Genomic DNA, 20,661 nt, shown 5'->3' with positions numbered 1-20,661 from the left:
TCGCTCCCGCCGAGGGCTCGCACGGGCGGGGCCAGGGGCGCTGGGCGCCCCTGAACGGCCCCGCCCGCACGGCTACGTGCGTGAGTGGTTGCGCTTACCCCGCAAAACCCGGCAGCCCGCTGATGATGTCGGCGACGGCGCGCGGCTGCGACAGGAACGGGTGGTGACCCGCCCGAAGCTCGACGACCCGATCCGCGCGGCGTGCGAACCGCCGTTGCGCCTCGGCCGGGGTGCCCCGGTCCTCGGTGCACACCACGTACGTCGTCGGCACGTCACGCCACGCGGCTGCCCGGACCGGCTCCTGGGTCACGGTCAGCGTCTGCCGGGCCAGCCGGGCCTGGCCGCCGCGGACGAGCTCCGGCGGGCAGTCCTGGGCGAAGGTCTCCGCGAACAGTTCGGGCCGGGCGCCGAACGTGCCGCCCACCGGATCGAAGTCCAGGTACGCCGGCGGCTCCTGCGCTCCGAACGCCGACAACGACTCGCCCGGCTCGGGCAGGTAGCTCGACACCAGCACCAGGTGCTGCACGCCCCCCAGACGGGCCGACTGCCCAGCGACGCCCGCCGAACCGGCAGCTAGCCCAGCGACGCCCGCCGAACCAGCAACTTGCTGAGCGACGCCCGTCGGACCAGCAGCATGCTGAGCGACGCCCGTCGGATCGGCAGCATGCTGAGCACCGCCCACTGGATCGGCAGCTTGCTGAGCGACGTCCGTCGGATCGGCAGCTTGCTGAGGGCGGGCCGCCGCCTCGGCTGCGACGATGCCGCCGTAGCTGTGCGCCACGACCACGGTCGGCTCGTCGCTTCCCGCCAGGACCGCTCGCACCGCGGCGACGTCGTCGGCGAGCCCGGGACCGTCCGGCCCCGCCGCCCGCTCGCCCTCGCCGCAGCTCGGCAGCGCCGGGGCCACGCTGCCGATGCCGCGTTCGCGCAGCACCTCGGCGGCTGGATGCCACCACCACCTCCCGTCCCTGACGCACGCCCCGTGCACGAATACGACCCGCATCACGTCCTCCTCGGTAGAGGATCAACGGTAGACGTACCGCCAGTTACGTGAAAAAGTGCGGCGATGGGCCGGCACAAGCAACCAGAGATCCGCGAGCGCCTCCTCGACGCCTGTGTCGATCACGCCCTCACCCACGGCCTGCCCGACCGCCTCGAGCCACTCGCCACGGCGTCCGGCACCTCGGTCCGGATGCTGATCTACCACTTCCGCACCCGCGACGCGCTGCTCCGCGAGATCCTGCACCGGGCCCGCCGGCGCCAGCGCGACTTCTTCGGCGACCTGGTGGCGCCCCGGCCGGACGAGCCCTACCCGGTCACGCTGCGCCGAGCCTGGCGAGCCATGACGGGCCCCGACGGCCAGCCCTACCTGAGCATGTTCGGCCGGCTCCGCGAGGACCCGGGCCAGCACCTGTGGCCGGGCTTCCGGCACGAGGCCACCACTGACTGGCTGCGGCCTTTCGAGGAAGGCATGAGCACCCTGGGCCGCCCCGAACTCGGCACCCTGGCGCTCGCCGTCATCCGCGGCCTCATCATGGATCTCGACGCCACCGGCGACACCACCCGGGCCGACCGCGCGTTCGACGACTTCCTGACCCTGCTCACCCTGCCGGCCACCGACTAACCCCGCTCAACGCGCCCACGACCGACTGACCCCGCTCAGCGCACCGATGACCGACTGACCCCGCTCAACGCGCCGACGACCGACTGACCGGCCCGGCTTCCCGAGCCCGACCCGCTGTGCGCCCAGCCGCCACCGACGAGCCTCCTACCGCGGAGCCGCGGCCTCGAAGTCCGGCAGGATGAGCGCCGAATGCTCGGGGCGCCCCGGCTCGGCGGGCATCGCGGTCAGGCCGCGCAGCATCTCGTTGCGCCGGGCCAGAGCCTCCTCGGTAGCCGGGAACAGAGTGCGGTCGCCCTCGTCGACAAGATTCTGGTTGGCCTCGACGTAGGGCCGGGTGTCCCGCTCGTACGCCGCGAAGGCCTCCTCGTGGTCGCCGTGCCCGGCCAGGGCGCCGGCGAGCATGTAGGCGCCGACCAGGCCGAGGCTCGAGCCCTGGCCGGTCAGGAACGACGGGCCGTAGGCGGCGTCGCCGACCAGGGCGACCCGGCCGGTCGACCAGCGGGGCATCCGGATCTGGCTGACGACGTCGAAGAACAGGTCGTCGGCGGAGCGCATGGCGGCGACCATCCGGGGGATCTCCCAGCCGTCCCCCGCGAAGACGGCGGCGACGAGCTCCCGCTGCGCCTCCGGGTTGCGGAAGGCGTCGTAGGGCGCCTCCGCCCGGTCGAAGGTCAGGAACCCGTGAACCTGCTCGCCGTCCCCGACCGCGTAAAGTGCGGCGCCCCGGCCGGCCGCGCTCCACACGACGCCCTCGTGGGAGAGGCCGAGGACGTTGGGCATCGTGAAGCCGGCGAAGCAGTGACCCAGATAGCGGTGATAGTCCGCCTCGGGGCCGAGCACCAGGCTCCGGGTGTGCGAGTGCAGCCCGTCGGCGCCGACGACGAGATCGAAGCGGCGCCGGGCACCGCCCTGGAAGGTCACGTCGACCCCGTCCGGGCCGTCGTCGAGGCTGCCGATGCTGTCGCCGAAGAGGAATTCGACGTCGTCGCGGACGGCACCGTAGAGGATCGAGGTCAGGTCGCCCCGGGGGACCTCCAGGTCATGGCCCTCGACCCCTCGGACGATGGCGTCGGGCTTGATCGTGGTTATCGTGCTGCCGTCCGGCTCCAGGAAGGTCAGTCGCTGCGTGTCGATGTGCGCCTCCCGCAGCGCCGGCAGCACCCCCATCCGCCGTACGACCTCGAGCGCCGTGCCCCGGATGTCGATGGGGTAGCCGCCGCCCCGGACCGCGCCCGCCTTCTCGACCACGGTGACGTCGAACCCGTGTCGCCGCAGCCAGTACGCCAGGGTGGGACCCGCGATGCTCGCTCCGGAAATCAGTACCCTGCTCATGAGCTTCCTCCTCGGTGAGGTCTCAGTGCGATGAGGAAACTATATACCTAACTTAGGTATTGAAATGAGAGTGATGACCGACACATCTGGAGACCTGCTCGCCGTCCTGCCTCGCATCTCCCAGCTCAGCACGGTGCTCAACCGCAGCCGCCTCATCGAGCGCGCCACAGAGAACGCCGGCATCAACCTGGACCGCCCGGCGCTGGGAGTGCTCCTCGCGCTCCACATGGCCGGCGAGCCGCTGCGCATCGGCGAGATCGCCAAGCGCATGCAGGTGGTCGGCCCGCACGTCACACGGCAGGTGCACGAGCTGGAACGACGCGGCCTCGCCCGCCGCATCATCGACCCCGACGACCAGCGAGCGCGCCGGGTCGAGCTGACAGCCGATGGCTCCGCCGCCATCGGCCGTTACCTGCAGACGGTGCTGGGCATGCTCGGGGACGCCCTGTCCGACTGGTCCCCGGAGGACCGCAGCACCCTCGGCCGCCTGCTCGGCCGCTTCGCCGACGACCTCACCGACCGCCTGGCCGCCCTGGACGAGTAGCGCCCGAAGCCCACCGGCGCCGTCAGCGGCGAGCCAGATCCGCCAGGGCCTGGCCCGCCACGTCGGGAGCCCGCCGGATCGCCGCCCGGAGCTGGATGTCCCGGAACTCGCGCCGGGATCGCTCCAGCTCCTTTTCCCAGCCCTCCTTCGGCTCGACGAGCTCCTCCTCGATCAGGGACTCGATCACGTCCTCGAGCGCGGGCCGGAAACGTCGGCCGCCGACCGGGAAGTGCATGTCGCCGAGCCCCTTCCGCTTCCGCCGCCGGCTCAGCGTGCTCATGGCCCGCTCGAGCTTCTCGTGCCTCCCGACGATCTGGAGGTGCGCCTCGGCATAACCCGCCTTGTCGCGCTCGTAGTCGTAGTGGAACCACGCCTGAGCCTCATCGGGGGCGCCCCGCACCCCGAAGGAGGACGAGCGCACGGTGAGAAATTCGCCCTCGGTGTCCAGGGAGAGCATGAAGAACACATCCAAGAACACCGGGACAGTGGGATCGGCCGTGCGCATCTTCACCGGGCGCGCGCGAGGGTTGCGCGCAGACAGACCCGGACCCACCGAGAACACACCGGCGTCGGAAGTGGCCGCCGCCTGAACGTTGACGTGATCGGCAACCGTGCTGTTCAGCAGGTGCTGAACCGTTTCGGCGAAGCGCCGCGCACGGCGCTCGAGATCAGAGCGTGCCACCGTACATCATCCACATCTTCTCGGCGTCCCAGGAGACGAAGTCTTCCTCCCTGGCCTGCGCCTGGAGCTCCTCCCAGGTGAGCCCGAGCTCGGCGACCCCGCTCAAGACCCACTCCCGCCACTCCTCGCGGGTGAACCAGATGACTTCGGGAACCGCCTCGGTCTCCTCGTCAATTCGCTGCTCCGGTACGAGTGTCATGACGCAAGACTAGGCTTGTCGTACGACACTTGGCAAGCGACATGGTGACGTTGGCACAGACCGCGCCCCACCAGGAGGGGCGACGGCCTGGACCACGACGTCACGCCGGATGCGGGCGCTGCGGCCGGGAGTGGGCACCCACCTCGCCGGCCGCCAGGGGGCTGCTCCGGGCACGCGTATTCGGAGAATGTCAGGCTTTGACCGGAGCCGGCGCCTCACCGAGCACGTCCTTGAGCAGCTGAGCGCACCACTGCAGCAGCGCCAGGTCCCGCAGCGGCTCGCCGCCGATCCGGCGGGTGCTCGGGCGCGGCACGCTGACCTGGTCGTTCGCGGCCTTGTAGACCGAGTCGGGGTGGTAGCGCTTGAGCCGCAGCTGCTTGGAGTCCGGCAGCGGCAGCGGCGAGAAGCGCAGGTGCTTGCCCTGCACGGAGACGTCCGTCAGCCCGTACGCCCGGGCCAGCAGCCGGAAGCGCGCCACCGCGATCAGGTTGGCGACCTGCGCCGGGGGCTCGCCGTAGCGGTCGGTCATCTCGGCGACCACCTCGTCGAGGCGGGCGTCGTCGCGGGCCTCGGCCAGTTTCCTGTACATCTCCAGGCGCAGGCGCTCGACGGAGATGTAGTCGGTGGGCAGGTGCGCGTCGACCGGGAGGTCCACCTTGACCTCGGTCTCCTCCTCGGGCCGGTCGCCCTTGAAGGCGCTGACCGCCTCGCCGACCATGCGCACGTAGAGGTCGAAGCCGACGCCCTCGATGTGGCCGGACTGCTCGCCGCCGAGCAGGTTGCCGGCGCCGCGGATCTCGAGGTCCTTCATGGCGACGTACATGCCGGCGCCGAGCTCGGTGTGCTGCGCGATGGTGGCGAGCCGCTCGTGGGCCTGCTCGGTGAGGGGCTTCTCGCGCGGGTAGAGGAAGTACGCGTACGCCCGCTCGCGCCCCCGGCCCACCCGGCCGCGGATCTGGTGCAGCTGCGACAGGCCGAGCAGGTCGGCGCGCTCGACGATCAGGGTGTTGGCGTTGGGGATGTCGATGCCGGACTCGACGATGGTCGTGCTGACCAGGACGTCGAACTCCTTCTCCCAGAAGCCGACCATGACCTTCTCGAGCTGTTCCTCGCTCATCTGCCCGTGGGCCACGGCGACGCGCGCCTCGGGGACCAGCTCGCGCAGCGTGCGGGCGGCCCGGTCGATCGACTCGACCCGGTTGTGCAGGAAGAACACCTGGCCGTCGCGGAGCAGCTCGCGGTGGATGGCGGCGGCGACCTGCTTGGTGTCGTACGCGCCCACGTACGTCAGCACGGGGTGCCGCTCCTCCGGCGGCGTCGCAATGGTCGACATCTCGCGGATGCCGGTGATCGCCATCTCCAGTGTGCGCGGGATCGGCGTGGCCGACATGGTGAGCACGTCGACGGACGCGCGCAGCGCCTTGAGCTGCTCCTTGTGCTCGACGCCGAACCGCTGCTCCTCGTCGACGATGATGAGGCCGAGGTTCTTGAAGTGGGTCGACTTCGACAGCAGCCGGTGCGTGCCGATGACGATGTCGGCCGTCCCGTTGGCCGCCTGCTCCAGCGTGAGCGCCGCCTCCTTGGGCGTCTGGAAGCGGGACAGCTGCTTGATGGTGACCGGGAACTGGCTCATCCGCTCGGCGAACGTGTTGTAGTGCTGCTGGGCGAGCAGCGTCGTCGGCACGAGGATGGCCACCTGCTTGCCGTCCTGCACCGCCTTGAACGCCGCGCGCACCGCGATCTCGGTCTTGCCGTAGCCGACGTCGCCGCAGATCAGCCTGTCCATCGGGACGGGCAGCTCCATGTCGTGCTTGACCTCGCTGATGGCCGCGAGCTGGTCGGGCGTCTCCGTGTAGGGGAAGGCGTCCTCCAGCTCCCGCTGCCACGGCGTGTCCGGGCCGAACGAGTGGCCCTTGGACGCCTGCCGGGCGGCGTAGAGCTGGATGAGCTGCGCCGCGATCTCCTTGACCGCCTTGCGGGCCCGGGCCTTGCTCTTCTGCCAGTCGGAGCCGCCCATCTTGTGCAGGCTGGGCGACTCGCCGCCGACGTAACGGGACAGCTGGTCGAGCTGGTCGGTGGGGACGAAGAGCCGGTCGCCGGGCTGGCCGCGCTTCGACGGCGCGTACTCGATGACCAGGTACTCGCGGTCGGCGCCGTTGACCGTGCGCTGCACCAGCTCGATGTAGCGGCCGATGCCGTGCTGCTCGTGCACGACGAAGTCGCCGGTCTTGAGCTCCAGCGGGTCGATCGTGTTGCGCCGGCGGCTGGGCATCTTGCGCATGTCCTTGGTGGACGCGCCCCGGCCGCCGGTGATGTCGTTGCCGGTGATGATCGCGAGCTGCGAGGCCTCGTCGACGAAGCCGTGGTTGAGCCCGCCGCAGGTGACCAGCAGCTGGCCCGGCTCGATCGCGGCGGAGATGGCGTCGACCGGCGTCACGCCCAGCCCGGCGTCGCGCAAAAGCTCGGTGGCCCGCTGCGCCGTGCCGTGCCCCTCGAAGACCAGCGCGATGGACCAGTTGTCGGCGGCCCACTGCTGCAGATCGCCGGCCAGCTTGGCGGTGTCGCCGTGGTAGAGCGGGACGGGCTGTGCGTTCAACGCCACCGCGTCGCCCAGGTCCGGCGTGACCTCCGTCGACGGCGCCTCGAGCCAAGGAGTCTCGTCCTCGGAAGGAGACGCGGCAATGCCGAAAGGCGACACGGTCCACCACGGCTGGCGCAGGACCGCGGCGTGCGAGCGGACATCGGCCAGCGTCCGGAAGGCGGCGGCACCGACGTCGATCGGCGCTTGGCCACCGACGGCAGCGGCGGCCCAGCTCGCCTCCAGGAACTCGTCGGAGGTACGGGTCAGGTCGTGCGCCCGCGTCCGGATCCGCTCGGGGTCGCAGAGCAGCACGTGCGTCCCGTCCGGCATGCAGTCGATCAGCAGCTCCATGCTGTCCGTGCCGTCGAGCAGCGCGGGCGCCAGCGACTCCATGCCCTCGACGGGGATGCCCTCGGCCAGCTTGTCGAGGATCTCGGCGATCTCGGGGTGCGCCGCGCTCAGCTCGGCGGCGCGAGCCCGGACCTGCGGGGTGAGCAGCAGCTCGCGGCAGGGCGGCGCCCACAGCCGGTCGACCTCGTCGATCGTGCGCTGGTCGGCGACGGCGAAGGTGCGGATCTCCTCCACCTCGTCGCCCCAGAATTCGACGCGGGACGGGTGCTCGTCGGTGGGCGGGAAGACGTCGAGGATGCCGCCGCGGACGGCGAACTCGCCGCGCTTGGTGACCAGGTCGACGCGCGCGTAGGCCATGTCGGACAGCCGCTGGGCGACGCCCTCGAGCTCCGCCTCGCCGCCCGGGCGCAGCTCGACCGGCTCGAGGTCGCCCAGCCCCTTGAGCTGGGGCTGCAGCAGGGACCGGACCGGCGCGACCACGACGCGCAGCGGCTCGGCGCCGGCCTCGGGATGGGCGAGGCGGCGCAGGACGGCCAGGCGCCGGCCGACGGTGTCGGAGCGCGGCGACAGGCGCTCGTGCGGCAGCGTCTCCCACGAGGGATAGACGGCGACGGCGTCCGGCGCGACGAGGCAGCCGAGGGCGTCGGCGAGATCGTCGGCCTCCCGGCTGGTGGCCGTGACGGCGAGGACGGGCTTGCCGGCGCCGCCGAACTCGGGCAGCCCGGCGACCGCGGCGACCACGAAGGGACGCAGCGAGACGGGGGCGGTCAGGTCGAGTGCGTCGGAGTCGGCCCCGCCCTTGCGGGCCAGGTCGCGGGCGCGCGCCAGCCCGCGGTCACGCAGGGCGGCCGGGATCAGGCCACTGAGTTGCATGAAGAAATCTCTCTCGAGAGCACATCGAAAAACCCCTGCGCCCGTTGGACGGGGGGTACCCGACCCAGCTTAGTCCGCCGCACCGGAGAACCGGCGCCACACACAACTGCCGGACCGCGTGTGCGACAAACACCTAGATCGGCGGACAAGACTGGGCAAAGGGATCGAATTGTCTGGGGAGGCAATGTGCGCATCGTTCTGCTCGTGTCGGCGTTCAACGGCTTGACCCAGCGGGTGTGGTGCGCACTGAGAGAGGCCGGCCACGAGGTCGGCGTCCAGCTCGCCACGAGTCCGGCCGACATGATCGACGGCATCCGGCGGGCGAGCCCCGACCTGATCGTGTGCCCGTTCCTCAAGGACCGGGTGCCGGCCGAGGTCTGGCGACATCGGCGCACCGTCATCATCCATCCGGGGCCCGTGGGCGACCGCGGGCCGTCGTCGCTGGACTGGGCCATCACCGAGTCCGCCCCGGCCTGGGGCGTGACCGCGCTGCAGGCCGTGGAGGAGCTGGACGCGGGGCCGATCTGGGCCACCCGGACCTTCCCGATGCCGGCCGGCGCGCCGCGCAAGTCGTCGCTCTACTCCGGGCCCGTCGCCGACGCGGCCCTCGAGTGCGTCTTCGAGGTCGTCGCCAAGGCCGCCGACCCCGGCTTCCGGCCGACCCCGCCGGCCGAGACCCCCGCCGAGGTACGCGGCGCCCGCCCCCGCCCCGCGATGAAGCAGGCCGACCGCGCCTTCGACTGGTCCGACCCGGCCGAGGCCATCCTGCGCCGGATCCGGGCCGCCGACGGCTCCCCGGGCGTCCGCACCACCGTGGCCGGGCGCGAGGTCTACGCGTACGACGCCCACCTCGGCCTGTCCCGCGGCGCACCCCCCGGCACGATCCTGGGCCGGCGTCAAGGCGCGGTGCTGGTGGCGACCGGCGACGCCAGTCTGTGGCTGGGCCACCTGAAGGAGGTGGGCGGCGTCAAGCTGCCCGCGACGACGGTGCTCGGGCGCGACCTCGCGGGCGTGCCGCAGTCGCCGGTGCCGATCGGCGTCGAGCCGGAGGGCCCGGTCTACCGGCAGATCCGCTACCGGCGCTCCGGGGCAGTGGGCTGGCTCACCTTCGACTTCTACAACGGCGCCATGTCGCCGGGGCACTGCCGCCGGCTGCTCGCCGCGCTCCGGCACGCCGCCGGGCAGGACACCCGGGTGCTGGTGCTGCGCGGCGGCACGGACGCCTTCAGCAACGGCATCCACCTCAACGTGATCGAGGCCGCCGCGGACCCGGCCGGCACCGCGTGGGCGAACATCAAGGCCATCAACGCGGTCTGCCGCGAGGTGATCACCTGCTCCGGCCAGGTGACCATTGCCGCGTACGCGGGCAGCGCCGGAGCCGGCGGCGTCATGCTCGGCCTCGGGGCGGACGTCGTGGCGGCCCGCGACGGCATCGTGCTCAACCCCTACTACGACATGGGCCTGTACGGCTCCGAGCTGCACACCTTCACCCTGCCCCGGCGCGTCGGCGCGGAGACGGCCCAGCGCCTCGTCGACGAGCGGCTGCCGGTGAGCGCCCGGCAGGCCCTGTCGCTCGGGCTGGTGGACGAGCTCGGGCCGCGCCACCCCGACGCGTACGGGGACTGGCTGTCCGCCCTCGCCGTCCGCCTCGCCGATCCCCGGTCGGCCGCGAGGCGCCGGGCGCGCAAGGCCCGCCGGGCGGAAGCCGAGCGCATTCCGCTCGACGTCTACGAGACCCGTGAGCTGGCGGAGATGAGCAGCGACATCTTCGGCGACCGGTCCGGATTCGCCGCCGCCCGGCACGCCTTCGTCGGCAAGTCCCGCGCGGTCCGCACCCCCGATAACCTGCTGCTACATGCAAATAAGCGGCCGATGAAACCTGTGATGTCCCAGCATCCGGGACGCGAGCAGATCAAAGCGGCGGTCCGTCCGGCGGTCCCGATCTCCGCCTGAAGCCCGCGACAAATCCGGATATTGCCGGGCGGTTTTCGTCACTCTCCGAAACTTCCTCGGATCGGAGAGCGGCCACGTTCACCATTCCGCAATCTGCGCATGGCACGTTGTGCAGCCTCCCGGCAGGAGAAAACCGCAGGTCACGCGGTCATTCAGCAGATCAACGAACACGAATAGTCACCCGGACAGCGGAAGCCACGCGGCCTTCGCCGTCACGATGCGTCACGCCCAACGCCGGGCTGACCCCGTTATCGCATGTCGTGGAAGGAAGCCATGAGTGTTGTTCAGACCCCGTCCCCGGGATCCGGACGCCCCCGCAACCCTGAACCACCACTCGACGAGACAACGGTCATCCCGGCCCCCCGAAACCGGCACGAGCTGGAGAACCTGAGCGGCGGCAACGACCAGACCCACATCCTTCCGTTCCGGTACAGCTACAGCGCGTACAGCGTGCTGGCCGGGCCGGCCGAGCTGCGCACCAACCGCTCCGAGGAGTACCGGGTCAAGATGCGCCGGCTCGCGCGGCGCCGGCCGGTGGCGACGGTGTTCATCACGCTGTTCGCCTTCGCGTTCGAGACGACGTTCTTCGCGTGGCTGATCTCCGCCATCGAGCTGCCCGACCCGGACCTCAAGCCGGTCGTCTTCGGCGCCACCGTGTTCATGATCGCGGCGACGTCGCTGATCGAGTTGTTCCGTCTGGTCAACGTCGTGACCCTGTGCTTGGCAACGATCTGGGCGCGAGATCCTGTGCCCGTCGTGCCGAACAGCAAGTTGCGCGTGGCGTTCCTGACCACGATCGTCCCCGGCAAGGAGCCGCTGGAGATGGTCGAGCAGACCCTGGTCGCGGCGCTGAAGATCCGCCACCCCGGCCCGTACGACGTCTGGCTGCTCGACGAGGGCGACGACCCCGAGGTCAAGGCGATGTGCAAGCGCCGGGGCATCCGCCACTACACGCGCAAGGGCATGCCGCAGTACAACATGCCCGCGGGCGCCATGAAGGCGAAGACCAAGCACGGCAACTACAACTCGTGGATCGACCGGCACGGCGACTCGTACGACGTCTTCGTCTCGGTCGACCCGGACCACGTGCCGCAGCCCAACTTCTGCGAGCGGCTGCTCGGCTACTTCGACGACCCGGACGTGGGCTTCGTCGTGGGCCCGCAGGTCTACGGCAACTACGACAGCGTCGTCACCCGCTGGGCCGAGTCGCAGCAGTACCTGTTCCACTCGCTGCTGCAGCGCGCCGGCAACAAGCGCGGCATCGCCATGCTCGTCGGCACCAACAACGCCGTCCGCATCTCGGCGCTGCGCAGCATCGGCGGCCTGCAGGACTCGATCACCGAGGACATGGCGACCAGCCTCGTCATGCACAGCACGAACAACCCGGAGACCGGCAAGCGCTGGCGCTCGGTCTACACCCCGGACGTGCTGGCCGTCGGCGAGGGCCCGTCCAGCTGGACCGACTACTTCTCCCAGCAGCACCGCTGGTCGCGCGGCACCGACGAGGTCGTCGTCAAGAAGTTCTGGAAGATGGGCTGGAAGCTGGGCTTCGGCCGGGCGCTGCACTACGGGCTACTGATGGCGTACTACCCGCTGACCGCGCTGTCCTGGCTGCTCGGCGCCGGCGTCGCCGCCTGCTACCTGCTGCTCGGCGCCAAGGGCGTGCAGGTGCCGCAGGAGGTGTGGCTGATGCTCTACGTCGACGCCGCCCTCTTCCAGATCGGCCTCTACATCTTCAACCGGCGCCACAACGTCAGCCCGCACGAGGACAGCGGTTCCTCCGGGCTGCCGGGCATGCTGGTGTCCACGTTGTCCACTCCGCTGTACGTGTCGTCGTACATCGGCGCGCTCCTCGGCCGCAAGGCCGGCTTCGTGGTGACGCCCAAGGGCGACGCGATGAGCCCGGACCGGGTCTCCACCTTCCGGCACAGCCTGGGCTGGGCGGCGTTCTACGCGGGGCTGCTGATCGCGTCGCCGTTCCTCGGCCACGTGGACGGCTGGATGTGGCTGTGGCCCTCCCTCAACCTCGTCATCTGCCTGCTGCCCCTCGTGGTGTGGCGGATCCAGGTGATGCATGCCCGGTCGGCGCGCGGCAAGGCCCGGGCCACGCGCTCGCTGGACCCCGAGACGATGGAAAAGACGGAGACGATGGAGAAGACGTACGCATGAAGCCCCACCACCGCCCCTCTCTCGCTCGCAAGATCTCGAGCGGCCTGGTCGCAGTCGCGGTGCTCGGCGTCGTCGCCGTGGTGAACCGCCCGATGGTCGCCGCGGGCGCCGAGGCCTACCACGAGTTCACGATCAACCGGCAGTCCTACAAGGAGCAGTACGGCCACTGGGCCGCCCTGCCCGTCCCGCAGGACTTCAAGGTCAACGCGATCCACGCGGCGCTGCTCAACACGGGCAAGCTGCTCATCATCGCGGGCAGCGGCAACAACCGGGACGCGTTCGAGGCCGGCACGTTCCGGACGATCATCTACGACCCGGCCACGGACGAGTTCAAGGACGTGGCCACCCCGACCGACGTCTTCTGCGCCGGGCACACGTTCCTGCCCAACGGCAACCTGCTGATCGCGGGCGGCACGAAGAGCTACGAGGTGCTGGCCGAGGACGTCGAGCACGCGTACGGCGTCATGAAGCTCAAGAACGAGTCGGCGACCAGCGGCCCGCACGTGTTCAAGAAGGGCACCCAGGTCGTCGGGAAGGACGGCCGCGTCTACAAGACCCGCGAGGACGTCACGCTCGGCAAGGCGGTCGTCATGAACCACGGCGGCCAGGTCATGCAGCACGCCGCCGAGGTCGAGGTCTTCGTCGACGCCGTGGACAAGGGCGACGGCCCGGTCGTCGAGCAGCCCGCGCAGTACACGGTCGCCGGGCTGACCGGCGCCGACAAGCAGAACGTCTACGGCATCGCCGAGAAGATCACCAGGGAGAAGCAGGAGTACGGCGGGGACAACACGTCGTACGAGTTCGACCCGGTCGCCGAGCGCTACGTCAAGGTCGGCGACATGGTCGAGAACCGCTGGTACCCGACGCTGGCCGAGTTGCCCAACGGCGACGTGCTCGCGGTCTCCGGGCTCGACGAGTTCGGCCGCATCATCCCCGGCGACAACGAGAAGTACATCGCCTCGCAGAAGAAGTGGGTCGACGCCCCCGAGCTGCACCGGACGTTCCCGACCTACCCGTCGTTCCACTTGATGGCGGACGGCAACTTCTTCTACTCCGGCTCCAACGCGGGCTACGGGTCCGACACCGTCGGGCGTACGCCCGGCATCTGGAACGTCCGGAACAACAAGTTCACCGAGGTCGCCGGCCTGCGCGACCCGAAGCTCACGGAGACCAGTTCGTCGGTGCTGCTCGCGCCGGCGCAGGACCAGAAGGTGATGATCTTCGGAGGCGGCGGCGTCGGCGAGTCGGAGGTGTCCACGAAGCGTACGGACATCATCGACCTCACCGAGGACAAGCCGGTCTACCGTCCCGGCCCCGACCTGCCGCAGCCGGCGCGCTACCTCAACGCCGTGCTCCTGCCCGACGACACCGTCTTCACCACCGGCGGCTCGTCCGGCTACCGCGGCGGCAAGTACGGCGACAAGACGCGCAGCGACCTCTTCAACGCGCAGATCTACCAGCCGTCGTCGAACTCCTTCGCGACCGCGGCGGAGTCGACGGTCGGGCGCAACTACCACTCCGAGGCGATCCTGCTGCCGGACGGCCGCGTCGTGACCATGGGCAGCGATCCCCTGTACGACGAGTCCGGCAAGGGTCCGGGCACGTTCGAGAAGCGCATCGAGGTGTACTCCCCGCCGTACCTCTTCCAGGGCTCGCGCCCCTCGATCGCCGGCGGCCCGTCGCAGGTCAAGCGGGGGACGACGGTGACCTTCACCTCGCCCGACGCGGCGCGGATCACCAAGGCGCGCCTGGTCCGGCCGAGTGCGGTCACGCACGTGCTCGACGTCGACCAGCGCTCGGTGGCCCTGGACATCACGCCGGGCAGCGGCGACAAGCTGGGCCTGTCGATCCCGGAAGCCAAGGGCATCACCCCCTCCGGGTGGTACATGCTGTTCCTCATGGACGACCGTGGCGTGCCCTCGGTGGCCCGCTGGGTCCAGGTGCTCTGATCGCATGGTCCGACACGCCAGGCCGGTGCGCGTCGGTCCCAGGTACGTGCTCGCGGCGGCCGCGGTTCTCGCGGTCGCCTTGGGCGTGGGCCTGGTCGCCTTCACCCGCGACGACGAACTGGGCAGCGTCGCCGTGACGCTGCCCTCCGCCCCTCCTTCCCCTTCCTCCCCCGCCCTCTCCCCGTCGCCGACCTCTTCCCCCGGTCCCTCCGGTTCCGGTCCTTCCGGGGACGCCCAGACGTCCAGTGCGAACGCCGCCATCCCGCTCTACGTCGACCCCTCGGGGGCTGCGGCCCAGCAGGTACGCGACTATCAGGCGGCCGGGCAGGCCGAGAACGCGGCGCTGATCCGCAAGATCGCCGACCGTCCGGTGGCCACCTGGTTCGCCGACTCGTCGCCGGGCGGTGCGGGCCGGGCCCGCGCCCTGGTCACCGCGGCCGCGCGGGCGGGCAAGGTGCCCGTGCTGACGCTCTACAACATCCCCCACCGCGACTGCTCGGGACAGTCGGCCGGGGGCGCGGCGTCCGCGGCCGAGTACAAGGCCTGGATCGACGGCATGGCCGGTGCGCTCACCGGCCGCGCGATCGTCATCCTCGAACCCGACGCCATGCCGCACGCGGTCGAGGACTGCCTCGACGACGCCGGCCGCGCCGAGCGCTACCAGCTGCTCGGCTATGCCATCGACAGGCTGCGCGCGGCCCACAGCGGCGTCTCGGTCTATCTGGACGCGGGCAACCCCAGCTGGATCACCGACACGGGCCGGCTCGCCGAGGCGCTGCGCGCGGCCGGGGTCGAGCGGGCCGCCGGGTTCTCGCTCAACGTGGCCAACTTCGAGACCACCGAGGCCAACATCCGGTACGGCACCGAGCTGTCCGGCCACCTGAACGGCGCCCGCTTCGTGATCGACACCAGCCGCAACGGGAACGGGCCCGCCGACCGTGGCCCCGACGGCGACGAGCACTGGTGCAATCCGGCCGGCCGCAAGCTCGGGGACCTGCCGACGACGTCCACGGGCGTGGCGCTCGCGGACGCGTACCTGTGGATCAAACGCCCGGGCGAGTCCGACGGCGCGTGCGGGGACGGCGCTCCCGCGGCCGGTCAATGGTTCGCCGACTACGCCTTGGCGCTCGCGGGATAGCGGGGCTGCGCGATCAAGGGCCGGGCCGTACCATCGTGCGGCCCGGCCCTGCGCCGTTCCGGCAACTCCGAAGGACTCCCGTGACGCTTCGCGGCATGCTGCCGATGCTGCTGCTGACCTCCGTGGCCCTGGCCGCCTGCACCCCGCCGGCCGCCGGCTCGTCGGCCCCGGCGAGCCCGTCCGCCGCCCCGCCCGCCTCGACGCCGCCCGCCCCGGTCACGCCCTCCGCCTCGCCGTCCAGGACCCCGCCGAAGCCGGCGGTCACCAAGGCCGGCCTCGCCTACTTCTTCAGCATCGCCCTCGGCTCCGAGTACGGCGCCAAGTCCGCGCCCGTCATCCGGTGGACGAAGCCACGGGTGACCGTCCGCGTGCACGGCAAGCCGACGAAGAGCGCCCGGACCTGCCTCGACAAGGTCGTCACCGACTTCAACGCGCTCAGCCGGTCCACCGACCTCGCGCTGACGACCGGCCCGGCCGACATCGACCTCCACTTCGCCCCGCTCGCCACGTTCAAGTCGCTCGAGCCCGACTATGTGACCGGCAACGACGGCTTCGTCCACGTCGAGTGGAACGGCTTCTCGTCGATCACCCGGGCGAACGTCCTGATCCGCTCGTCGGGGCTGAGCCCGGGCATCCGCTGCCACCTGATCCGCGAGGAGCTGACGCAGGGCATGGGCCTGCTGCGCGACTCGAACAAGTACCCGGGCAGCATCTTCTACGGCCGGTACCTTCCCGCGCCGACCCGCTACTCGAAGCTCGACAAGGAGGTCATCCGCCTCCTCTACAGCGACGCCGTCCGCCCCGGCGACGACAAGGCGGCCGTCACCCGCGCCGTACGGGTGACCGGTTCGTAGCCCCTTGCCCTGATTCGCCCCGCGGGTCCTGTGTCGCCGAGGTAAACCGGAGACGCCCGAAGCGGACGTAAGGGCGTATGAGACTTACCTCAAATCGACACCACACCCTGTCGCACCGATACGATCGCCAAGTCGGGACAGCGCCGTCCTGGAGCACCTGAAGGCAAAGGAGCGCCCCAGTGACAGATCAGCACGGCCACATAGATCCCGACGGGCCCGACGCGGCCCTGCGGCAGGACATCCGCCGCATCGGCAAGCTGCTCGGCGAGACCCTCGCCCGGCAGGAGGGCAAGCCGCTGCTCGACCTGGTCGAGGAGGTGCGCGCCCTGGTGCGCACCGACGCCCCGGCCGCCGCCGAGCGGCTCGCCGCCATGGACGTCACCACCGGCACCAAGCTCGCGCGCGCGTTCTCCACCTACTTCCACCTGGCCAACATCACCGAGCAGGTGCACCGCTCGCGTGACCTGCGCCGCCGCCGCGCCCGGGACGGCGGCTGGCTCGACCAGGCCGCCAAGCGCATCGCCGAGAAGGGCGTGCCCGCCGACGAGGTGGCCGCCGCCGCCCGCCGGCTCGCCGTCCGCCCGGTCTTCACCGCGCACCCCACCGAGGCCGCCCGCCGCTCGATCCTCTCCAAGCTGCGCGGCCTCGCCGACGCCCTGGATGCCGAGGCGAGCGCCGAGATCCTCTACGGCGCCTCGGACACCACCGTCTCCACCCGCCGCTTCGCCGAGCTGATCGACCTGCTCTGGCAGACCGACGAGCTGCGCCTGGACCGCCCGGACCCGACCGACGAGGCCCGCAACGCGGTCTACTACCTGAAGGACCTGTACGCCGAGGCCGCCCCGCAGGTCCTCGACGACCTCGCCGAGACGCTGCGCCAGCTGGGCGTGGAGACGGCCCCGACCGCGCGCCCGCTGACCTTCGGCTCGTGGATCGGCGGCGACCGCGACGGCAACCCGTTCGTCACGCCGGCCGTCACCCGCGACGTGCTGATCATCCAGCACGAGCACGGCATCCAGGCCACCGAGCTGGCGATGGACGAGCTGATCGACGAGCTGTCGGTCTCCCGCCGGCTGCGCGGGGTCTCCCTCGACCTGTCGGCCAGCCTCGCCCAGGACCTCGAGAAGCTGCCCGAGGTCTCGGGGCGCTTCCGCCGGGTCAACGCCGAGGAGCCGTACCGGCTGAAGGCCCGCTGCATCAAGGCCAAGCTGGCGAACACCCGCAAGCGCCTGAGCAGCAACACCCCGCACGTGCCCGGCCGCGACTACCTGGGCAGCGACGAGCTGATCGCCGACCTCGAGCTGATCCGCGCGTCCCTGGCCCGCAACTCCGGCCAGCTCACGGCCGTCGGCTCGGTCGCGTCGGTCATCCGCACCGCGTCGGCCTTCGGGCTGCAGCTCGCCACCCTCGACGTGCGCGAGCACGCGGAGAAGCACCACGAGGTGCTGGCCCAGCTGTACGCGCAGGTCGGCGAGGTCGACGACTACACCGCCCTGAGCCGCGAGGAGCGCACCAAGCTGCTCTCCACCGAGCTCACCGGCCGCCGCCCGCTGGCCGCCGCGGACGCCCCGCTGACCGAGTCGGCGCGCAAGACGTTCGACGTGTTCCACACCATCCGCGAGTCGCAGGACCGGTTCGGCGCCGAGGTCATCGAGTCGTACATCATCTCGATGACGCTGGGCGTCGACGACGTCCTCGCCGCGGCCGTCCTGGCCCGCGAGGCCGGGCTGATCGACGTGCACACCTCGCGCGCCCGCATCGGCATCGTCCCGCTGCTGGAGACCCCGGCCGAGCTCGACGCCGGCGGCGACCTGCTCGACGAGATGCTGTCCCTGCCGGCCTTCCGGGAGATCGTCCGCGCCCGCGGCGACGTCCAGGAGATCATGCTGGGCTATTCGGACAGCAACAAGGACGGCGGCATCACCACCAGCCAGTGGTCGATCCACAAGGCCCAGCGCGCGCTGCGCGACGTGGCGGCCCGGCACGGCGTACGCCTCCGGCTCTTCCACGGCCGCGGCGGCACCGTGGGACGCGGCGGCGGCCCCACGCACGAGGCGATCCTCGCCCAGCCCTACGGCACGCTCGACGGCGCCATCAAGGTCACCGAGCAGGGCGAGGTCATCTCCGACAAGTACACGCTGCCGGCCCTCGCCCGGGAGAACCTCGAGCTCACCGTCGCCGCGGTGCTGCAGGCGACGCTGCTGCACACCGAGCCGCAGGTCGACCTCGGCAACCTGGCCCGCTGGGACAAGGTCATGGACACGGCGTCCGCGGCGGCCTACCGCCAGTACCGCGCGCTGGTCGAGAACCCGGACCTGCCCGCCTACTTCTGGGCGGCCACCCCGACCGAGCTGCTGGGCGCGCTCAACATCGGCTCCCGCCCCGCCAAGCGCCCCAACGCGGACGCCGGCCTCGGCGGCCTGCGCGCCATCCCGTGGGTCTTCGGCTGGACCCAGACCCGCCAGATCGTCCCCGGCTGGTTCGGCGTCGGCACCGGCCTCGCGGCGGTCCGCGAGGAGCACGACGTCGAGGTCCTCCGCGAGATGTACGCCGACTGGCAGTTCTTCCGCACCTTCATCTCCAACGTCGAGATGATGCTGACGAAGACCGACCTCACCATCGCCCGCCGCTACGTCGAGACCCTCGTCCCGGCGGACCTCCACCCGATCTTCACCATGATCGAGCAGGAGTACGCGAAGACGGTCGAGCAGGTCCTCGCCATCACCGGCGCCGAGAAGCTGCTGGAGTCGCAGGCCGAGCTCTCCCGCACCCTCGACGTGCGCGACACCTACCTGCAGCCGCTGCACCACCTGCAGGTCGCGCTCCTGCGCCAGTACAGGGCGCTGGGCGACGTCGACCGCCAGCTCGCCACCGCGCCGGGGTCGCGCCGGGTGCCGTCGGACTCGGCCGCCCTCGAACGAGCCCTGCTCACCACCGTCAACGGCATTGCCGCCGGCATGCGCAACACCGGCTGATCGTCGCGCTCACCCGGACCGGCCGTTCCCCTGCGGGAGCGGCCGGTTCCGTTTCCCGCATCCGCGGGTGGGTTCTCTTCGCTTGCGCTTCTATGCCCGCGCTTGCTTCCGGGCCGCGCTTTTGGTCGTCGCGCTTCGTCGGGTCAGGCGGTCAGGAGTTCCGCGAGCCGCGCCGCGCCGACGTTGCCACCGGAGATGATCACGCCGATCCGGGCCGGCACCGGGTCGAGCCGGCCGGCCAGCAACGCCGCCAGCCCCGACACCCCGCTGGGCTCCGCCACCAGCTTGAGCCGGTCGATCCCGAAGCGCAGGGCGTCCCGCAGCTCGTCGTCACTGACCAGCACCACCTCGTCGACCAGGCCCTTGTTGATCGAGAAGGTCAGCTCCCCCGGAATCTCCGCCGCCTGCCCATCGGCAATCGTCCGAGGCACCGTGATCCGCACCCGCTCTCCCGCGGCCAGCGACCGCTTGGTGTCGTCACCCGCCGCCGGCTCGACCCCGACAACCCGAACCCCCGGATACAGCCCCTTGGCGACAATCCCCGTCCCCGCGATCAGCCCGCCGCCGCCGACCGGCACCACGACCGCATCCAGCTCCCCGACCTCCTCGAACAGCTCGAGCGCCGCAGTGCCCTGCCCGGCAATCACATCCGGATGCTCGTAGGGCGGAATCAGCACCAGCCCCCGCTCCTCCGCCAGCTGCCGGCCCAGCGCCTCCCGGTCGCCGGTGTACCTGTCGTAGCCGAGCACCTCGGCCCCGTACCCCTTGACCGCGTCCACCTTGGCGGCCGGGGTGTCCTCGGGCATGAGAATGACCGCCGAGCTCCCCAGCAGCTGCGCCGACAGCGCCACCGCCTGGGCGTGATTCCCCGACGAGAAGGCCACCACGCCCTTGGCCAGTTGCTCGTCCGTGAGCCGCGAGATCGCGTTGTAGGCTCCGCGAAACTTGAACGCCCCGATCCGCTGCAGGTTCTCGGCCTTCAGAAAGACCTGAGCCCCCACCCGCTCATCCAACGTCCGCGACCGAAGCACCGGCGTGCGATGCGCAACTCCCGAAAGCCGCTCAGCCGCCCCGCGAACATCCTGCAAGCTCACCGTCGTCATACACCGATCCTACGAACCGCCCAGCCCCGCACCCGAGCGCCAATTCCCCACTCCCGGCCCACCCTGCACAACCAAGCAATCCGCAGCTCTGCACTTCGCAAGAGCCCTAGAAAGCAGCTCGCTCCAACCGTGACGAATCGCAGCGCTGACGACGATGCGCGTCAAGGCGAAGTCCGGGGCCCTGCGCCGGTCGGCTGTAGCGGGTCACGCCCGTGTCGCAGCGGTCACGCGGAGCGGGTGACCGGACCGGTCAGCTCCTCGGTCGCGCCGTGCGTGAGAAATGCAGAAACGCCCGTCCCCGAGCCTGTAGAGGCTCAGGAACGGGCGTTCCCTT

14 protein-coding genes are annotated in these 20,661 nt (G+C 71.0%); 8 read left to right on the top strand and 6 right to left on the bottom strand.

Annotated elements, in window-relative coordinates:
- Positions 1-94: 94 nt before the first annotated feature.
- Positions 95-1,003: an alpha/beta fold hydrolase gene (locus RBH18_RS09790; protein WP_306205980.1), complete on the bottom strand. Its 909-nt coding sequence runs from the start codon at positions 1,001-1,003 to the stop codon at positions 95-97.
- Positions 1,004-1,066: 63 nt separating this feature from the next.
- Here RBH18_RS09790 and RBH18_RS09785 point away from each other — a divergent pair, with 63 nt between their 5' ends.
- Positions 1,067-1,624, top strand: coding sequence for a TetR/AcrR family transcriptional regulator (locus RBH18_RS09785; RefSeq protein ID WP_306205978.1), 558 nt, complete (start codon positions 1,067-1,069; stop codon positions 1,622-1,624).
- Between the two features lie 144 nt (positions 1,625-1,768).
- On the opposite strand, the gene RBH18_RS09780 is transcribed toward RBH18_RS09785, so the two are convergent.
- Positions 1,769-2,956, bottom strand: coding sequence for an FAD-dependent monooxygenase (locus tag RBH18_RS09780; RefSeq protein ID WP_306205977.1), 1,188 nt, complete (start codon positions 2,954-2,956; stop codon positions 1,769-1,771).
- A 73-nt stretch (positions 2,957-3,029) separates the two neighbouring features.
- Here RBH18_RS09780 and RBH18_RS09775 point away from each other — a divergent pair, with 73 nt between their 5' ends.
- Positions 3,030-3,500, top strand: a complete 471-nt coding sequence (locus RBH18_RS09775; RefSeq protein ID WP_306205975.1) for a MarR family winged helix-turn-helix transcriptional regulator — start codon at positions 3,030-3,032, stop codon at positions 3,498-3,500.
- Between the two features lie 22 nt (positions 3,501-3,522).
- Here RBH18_RS09775 and RBH18_RS09770 read toward each other — a convergent pair whose 3' ends face one another.
- From RBH18_RS09770 to mfd, 3 genes are all read right to left on the bottom strand, one after another.
- The gene (locus RBH18_RS09770; protein WP_306205972.1) at positions 3,523-4,182 is read right to left on the bottom strand and encodes a hypothetical protein; all 660 of its coding nucleotides are present in this window, start codon (positions 4,180-4,182) and stop codon (positions 3,523-3,525) included.
- A complete protein-coding gene (locus RBH18_RS09765) occupies positions 4,169-4,381 on the bottom strand; it encodes a hypothetical protein (RefSeq protein WP_306205970.1) in 213 nt (70 codons plus the stop codon). Before RBH18_RS09765 ends, RBH18_RS09770 begins: the two co-directional genes overlap by 14 nt.
- Positions 4,382-4,571: 190 nt before the next feature.
- Complete coding sequence (mfd, locus tag RBH18_RS09760) at positions 4,572-8,186, bottom strand: transcription-repair coupling factor (protein WP_306205969.1); 3,615 nt, start codon at positions 8,184-8,186, stop codon at positions 4,572-4,574.
- Between the two features lie 186 nt (positions 8,187-8,372).
- On the opposite strand from mfd, the gene RBH18_RS09755 reads away from it, so the two are divergent.
- The 6 genes from RBH18_RS09755 to ppc all read left to right on the top strand — a co-directional run bounded on the left by RBH18_RS09755 (position 8,373) and on the right by ppc (position 19,224).
- Complete coding sequence (locus tag RBH18_RS09755) at positions 8,373-10,139, top strand: hydrogenase maturation protein (RefSeq protein ID WP_306205967.1); 1,767 nt, start codon at positions 8,373-8,375, stop codon at positions 10,137-10,139.
- A gap of 273 nt (positions 10,140-10,412) precedes the next feature.
- Positions 10,413-12,308 (top strand): glycosyltransferase family 2 protein, encoded by a 1,896-nt coding sequence (locus RBH18_RS09750; protein WP_306205965.1) that lies wholly within the window; start codon positions 10,413-10,415, stop codon positions 12,306-12,308.
- A complete protein-coding gene (gene glxA / locus RBH18_RS09745) occupies positions 12,305-14,257 on the top strand; it encodes a radical copper oxidase GlxA (RefSeq protein ID WP_306205963.1) in 1,953 nt (650 codons plus the stop codon). Before RBH18_RS09750 ends, glxA begins: the two co-directional genes overlap by 4 nt.
- Before the next feature lie 25 nt (positions 14,258-14,282).
- Positions 14,283-15,395: a glycoside hydrolase family 6 protein gene (locus RBH18_RS09740; protein WP_306205961.1), complete on the top strand. Its 1,113-nt coding sequence runs from the start codon at positions 14,283-14,285 to the stop codon at positions 15,393-15,395.
- A gap of 80 nt (positions 15,396-15,475) precedes the next feature.
- Positions 15,476-16,249, top strand: coding sequence for a DUF2927 domain-containing protein (locus tag RBH18_RS09735; RefSeq protein WP_306205959.1), 774 nt, complete (start codon positions 15,476-15,478; stop codon positions 16,247-16,249).
- Between the two features lie 179 nt (positions 16,250-16,428).
- Positions 16,429-19,224 (top strand): phosphoenolpyruvate carboxylase, encoded by a 2,796-nt coding sequence (gene ppc / locus RBH18_RS09730; protein WP_306205957.1) that lies wholly within the window; start codon positions 16,429-16,431, stop codon positions 19,222-19,224.
- A 143-nt stretch (positions 19,225-19,367) separates the two neighbouring features.
- Here the strand turns inward: ppc and RBH18_RS09725 are convergent, their stop codons facing one another.
- Positions 19,368-20,327, bottom strand: a complete 960-nt coding sequence (locus RBH18_RS09725; RefSeq protein WP_306205955.1) for a pyridoxal-phosphate dependent enzyme — start codon at positions 20,325-20,327, stop codon at positions 19,368-19,370.
- Between the last annotated feature and the right edge of the window lie 334 nt (positions 20,328-20,661).

Source organism: Actinoplanes oryzae (assembly GCF_030757795.1).
GTDB lineage: Bacteria > Actinomycetota > Actinomycetes > Mycobacteriales > Micromonosporaceae > Actinoplanes.
The sequence above is the reverse complement of the archived record's forward strand: the minus strand, read 5'-3'. Positions and strand labels throughout refer to the sequence as shown.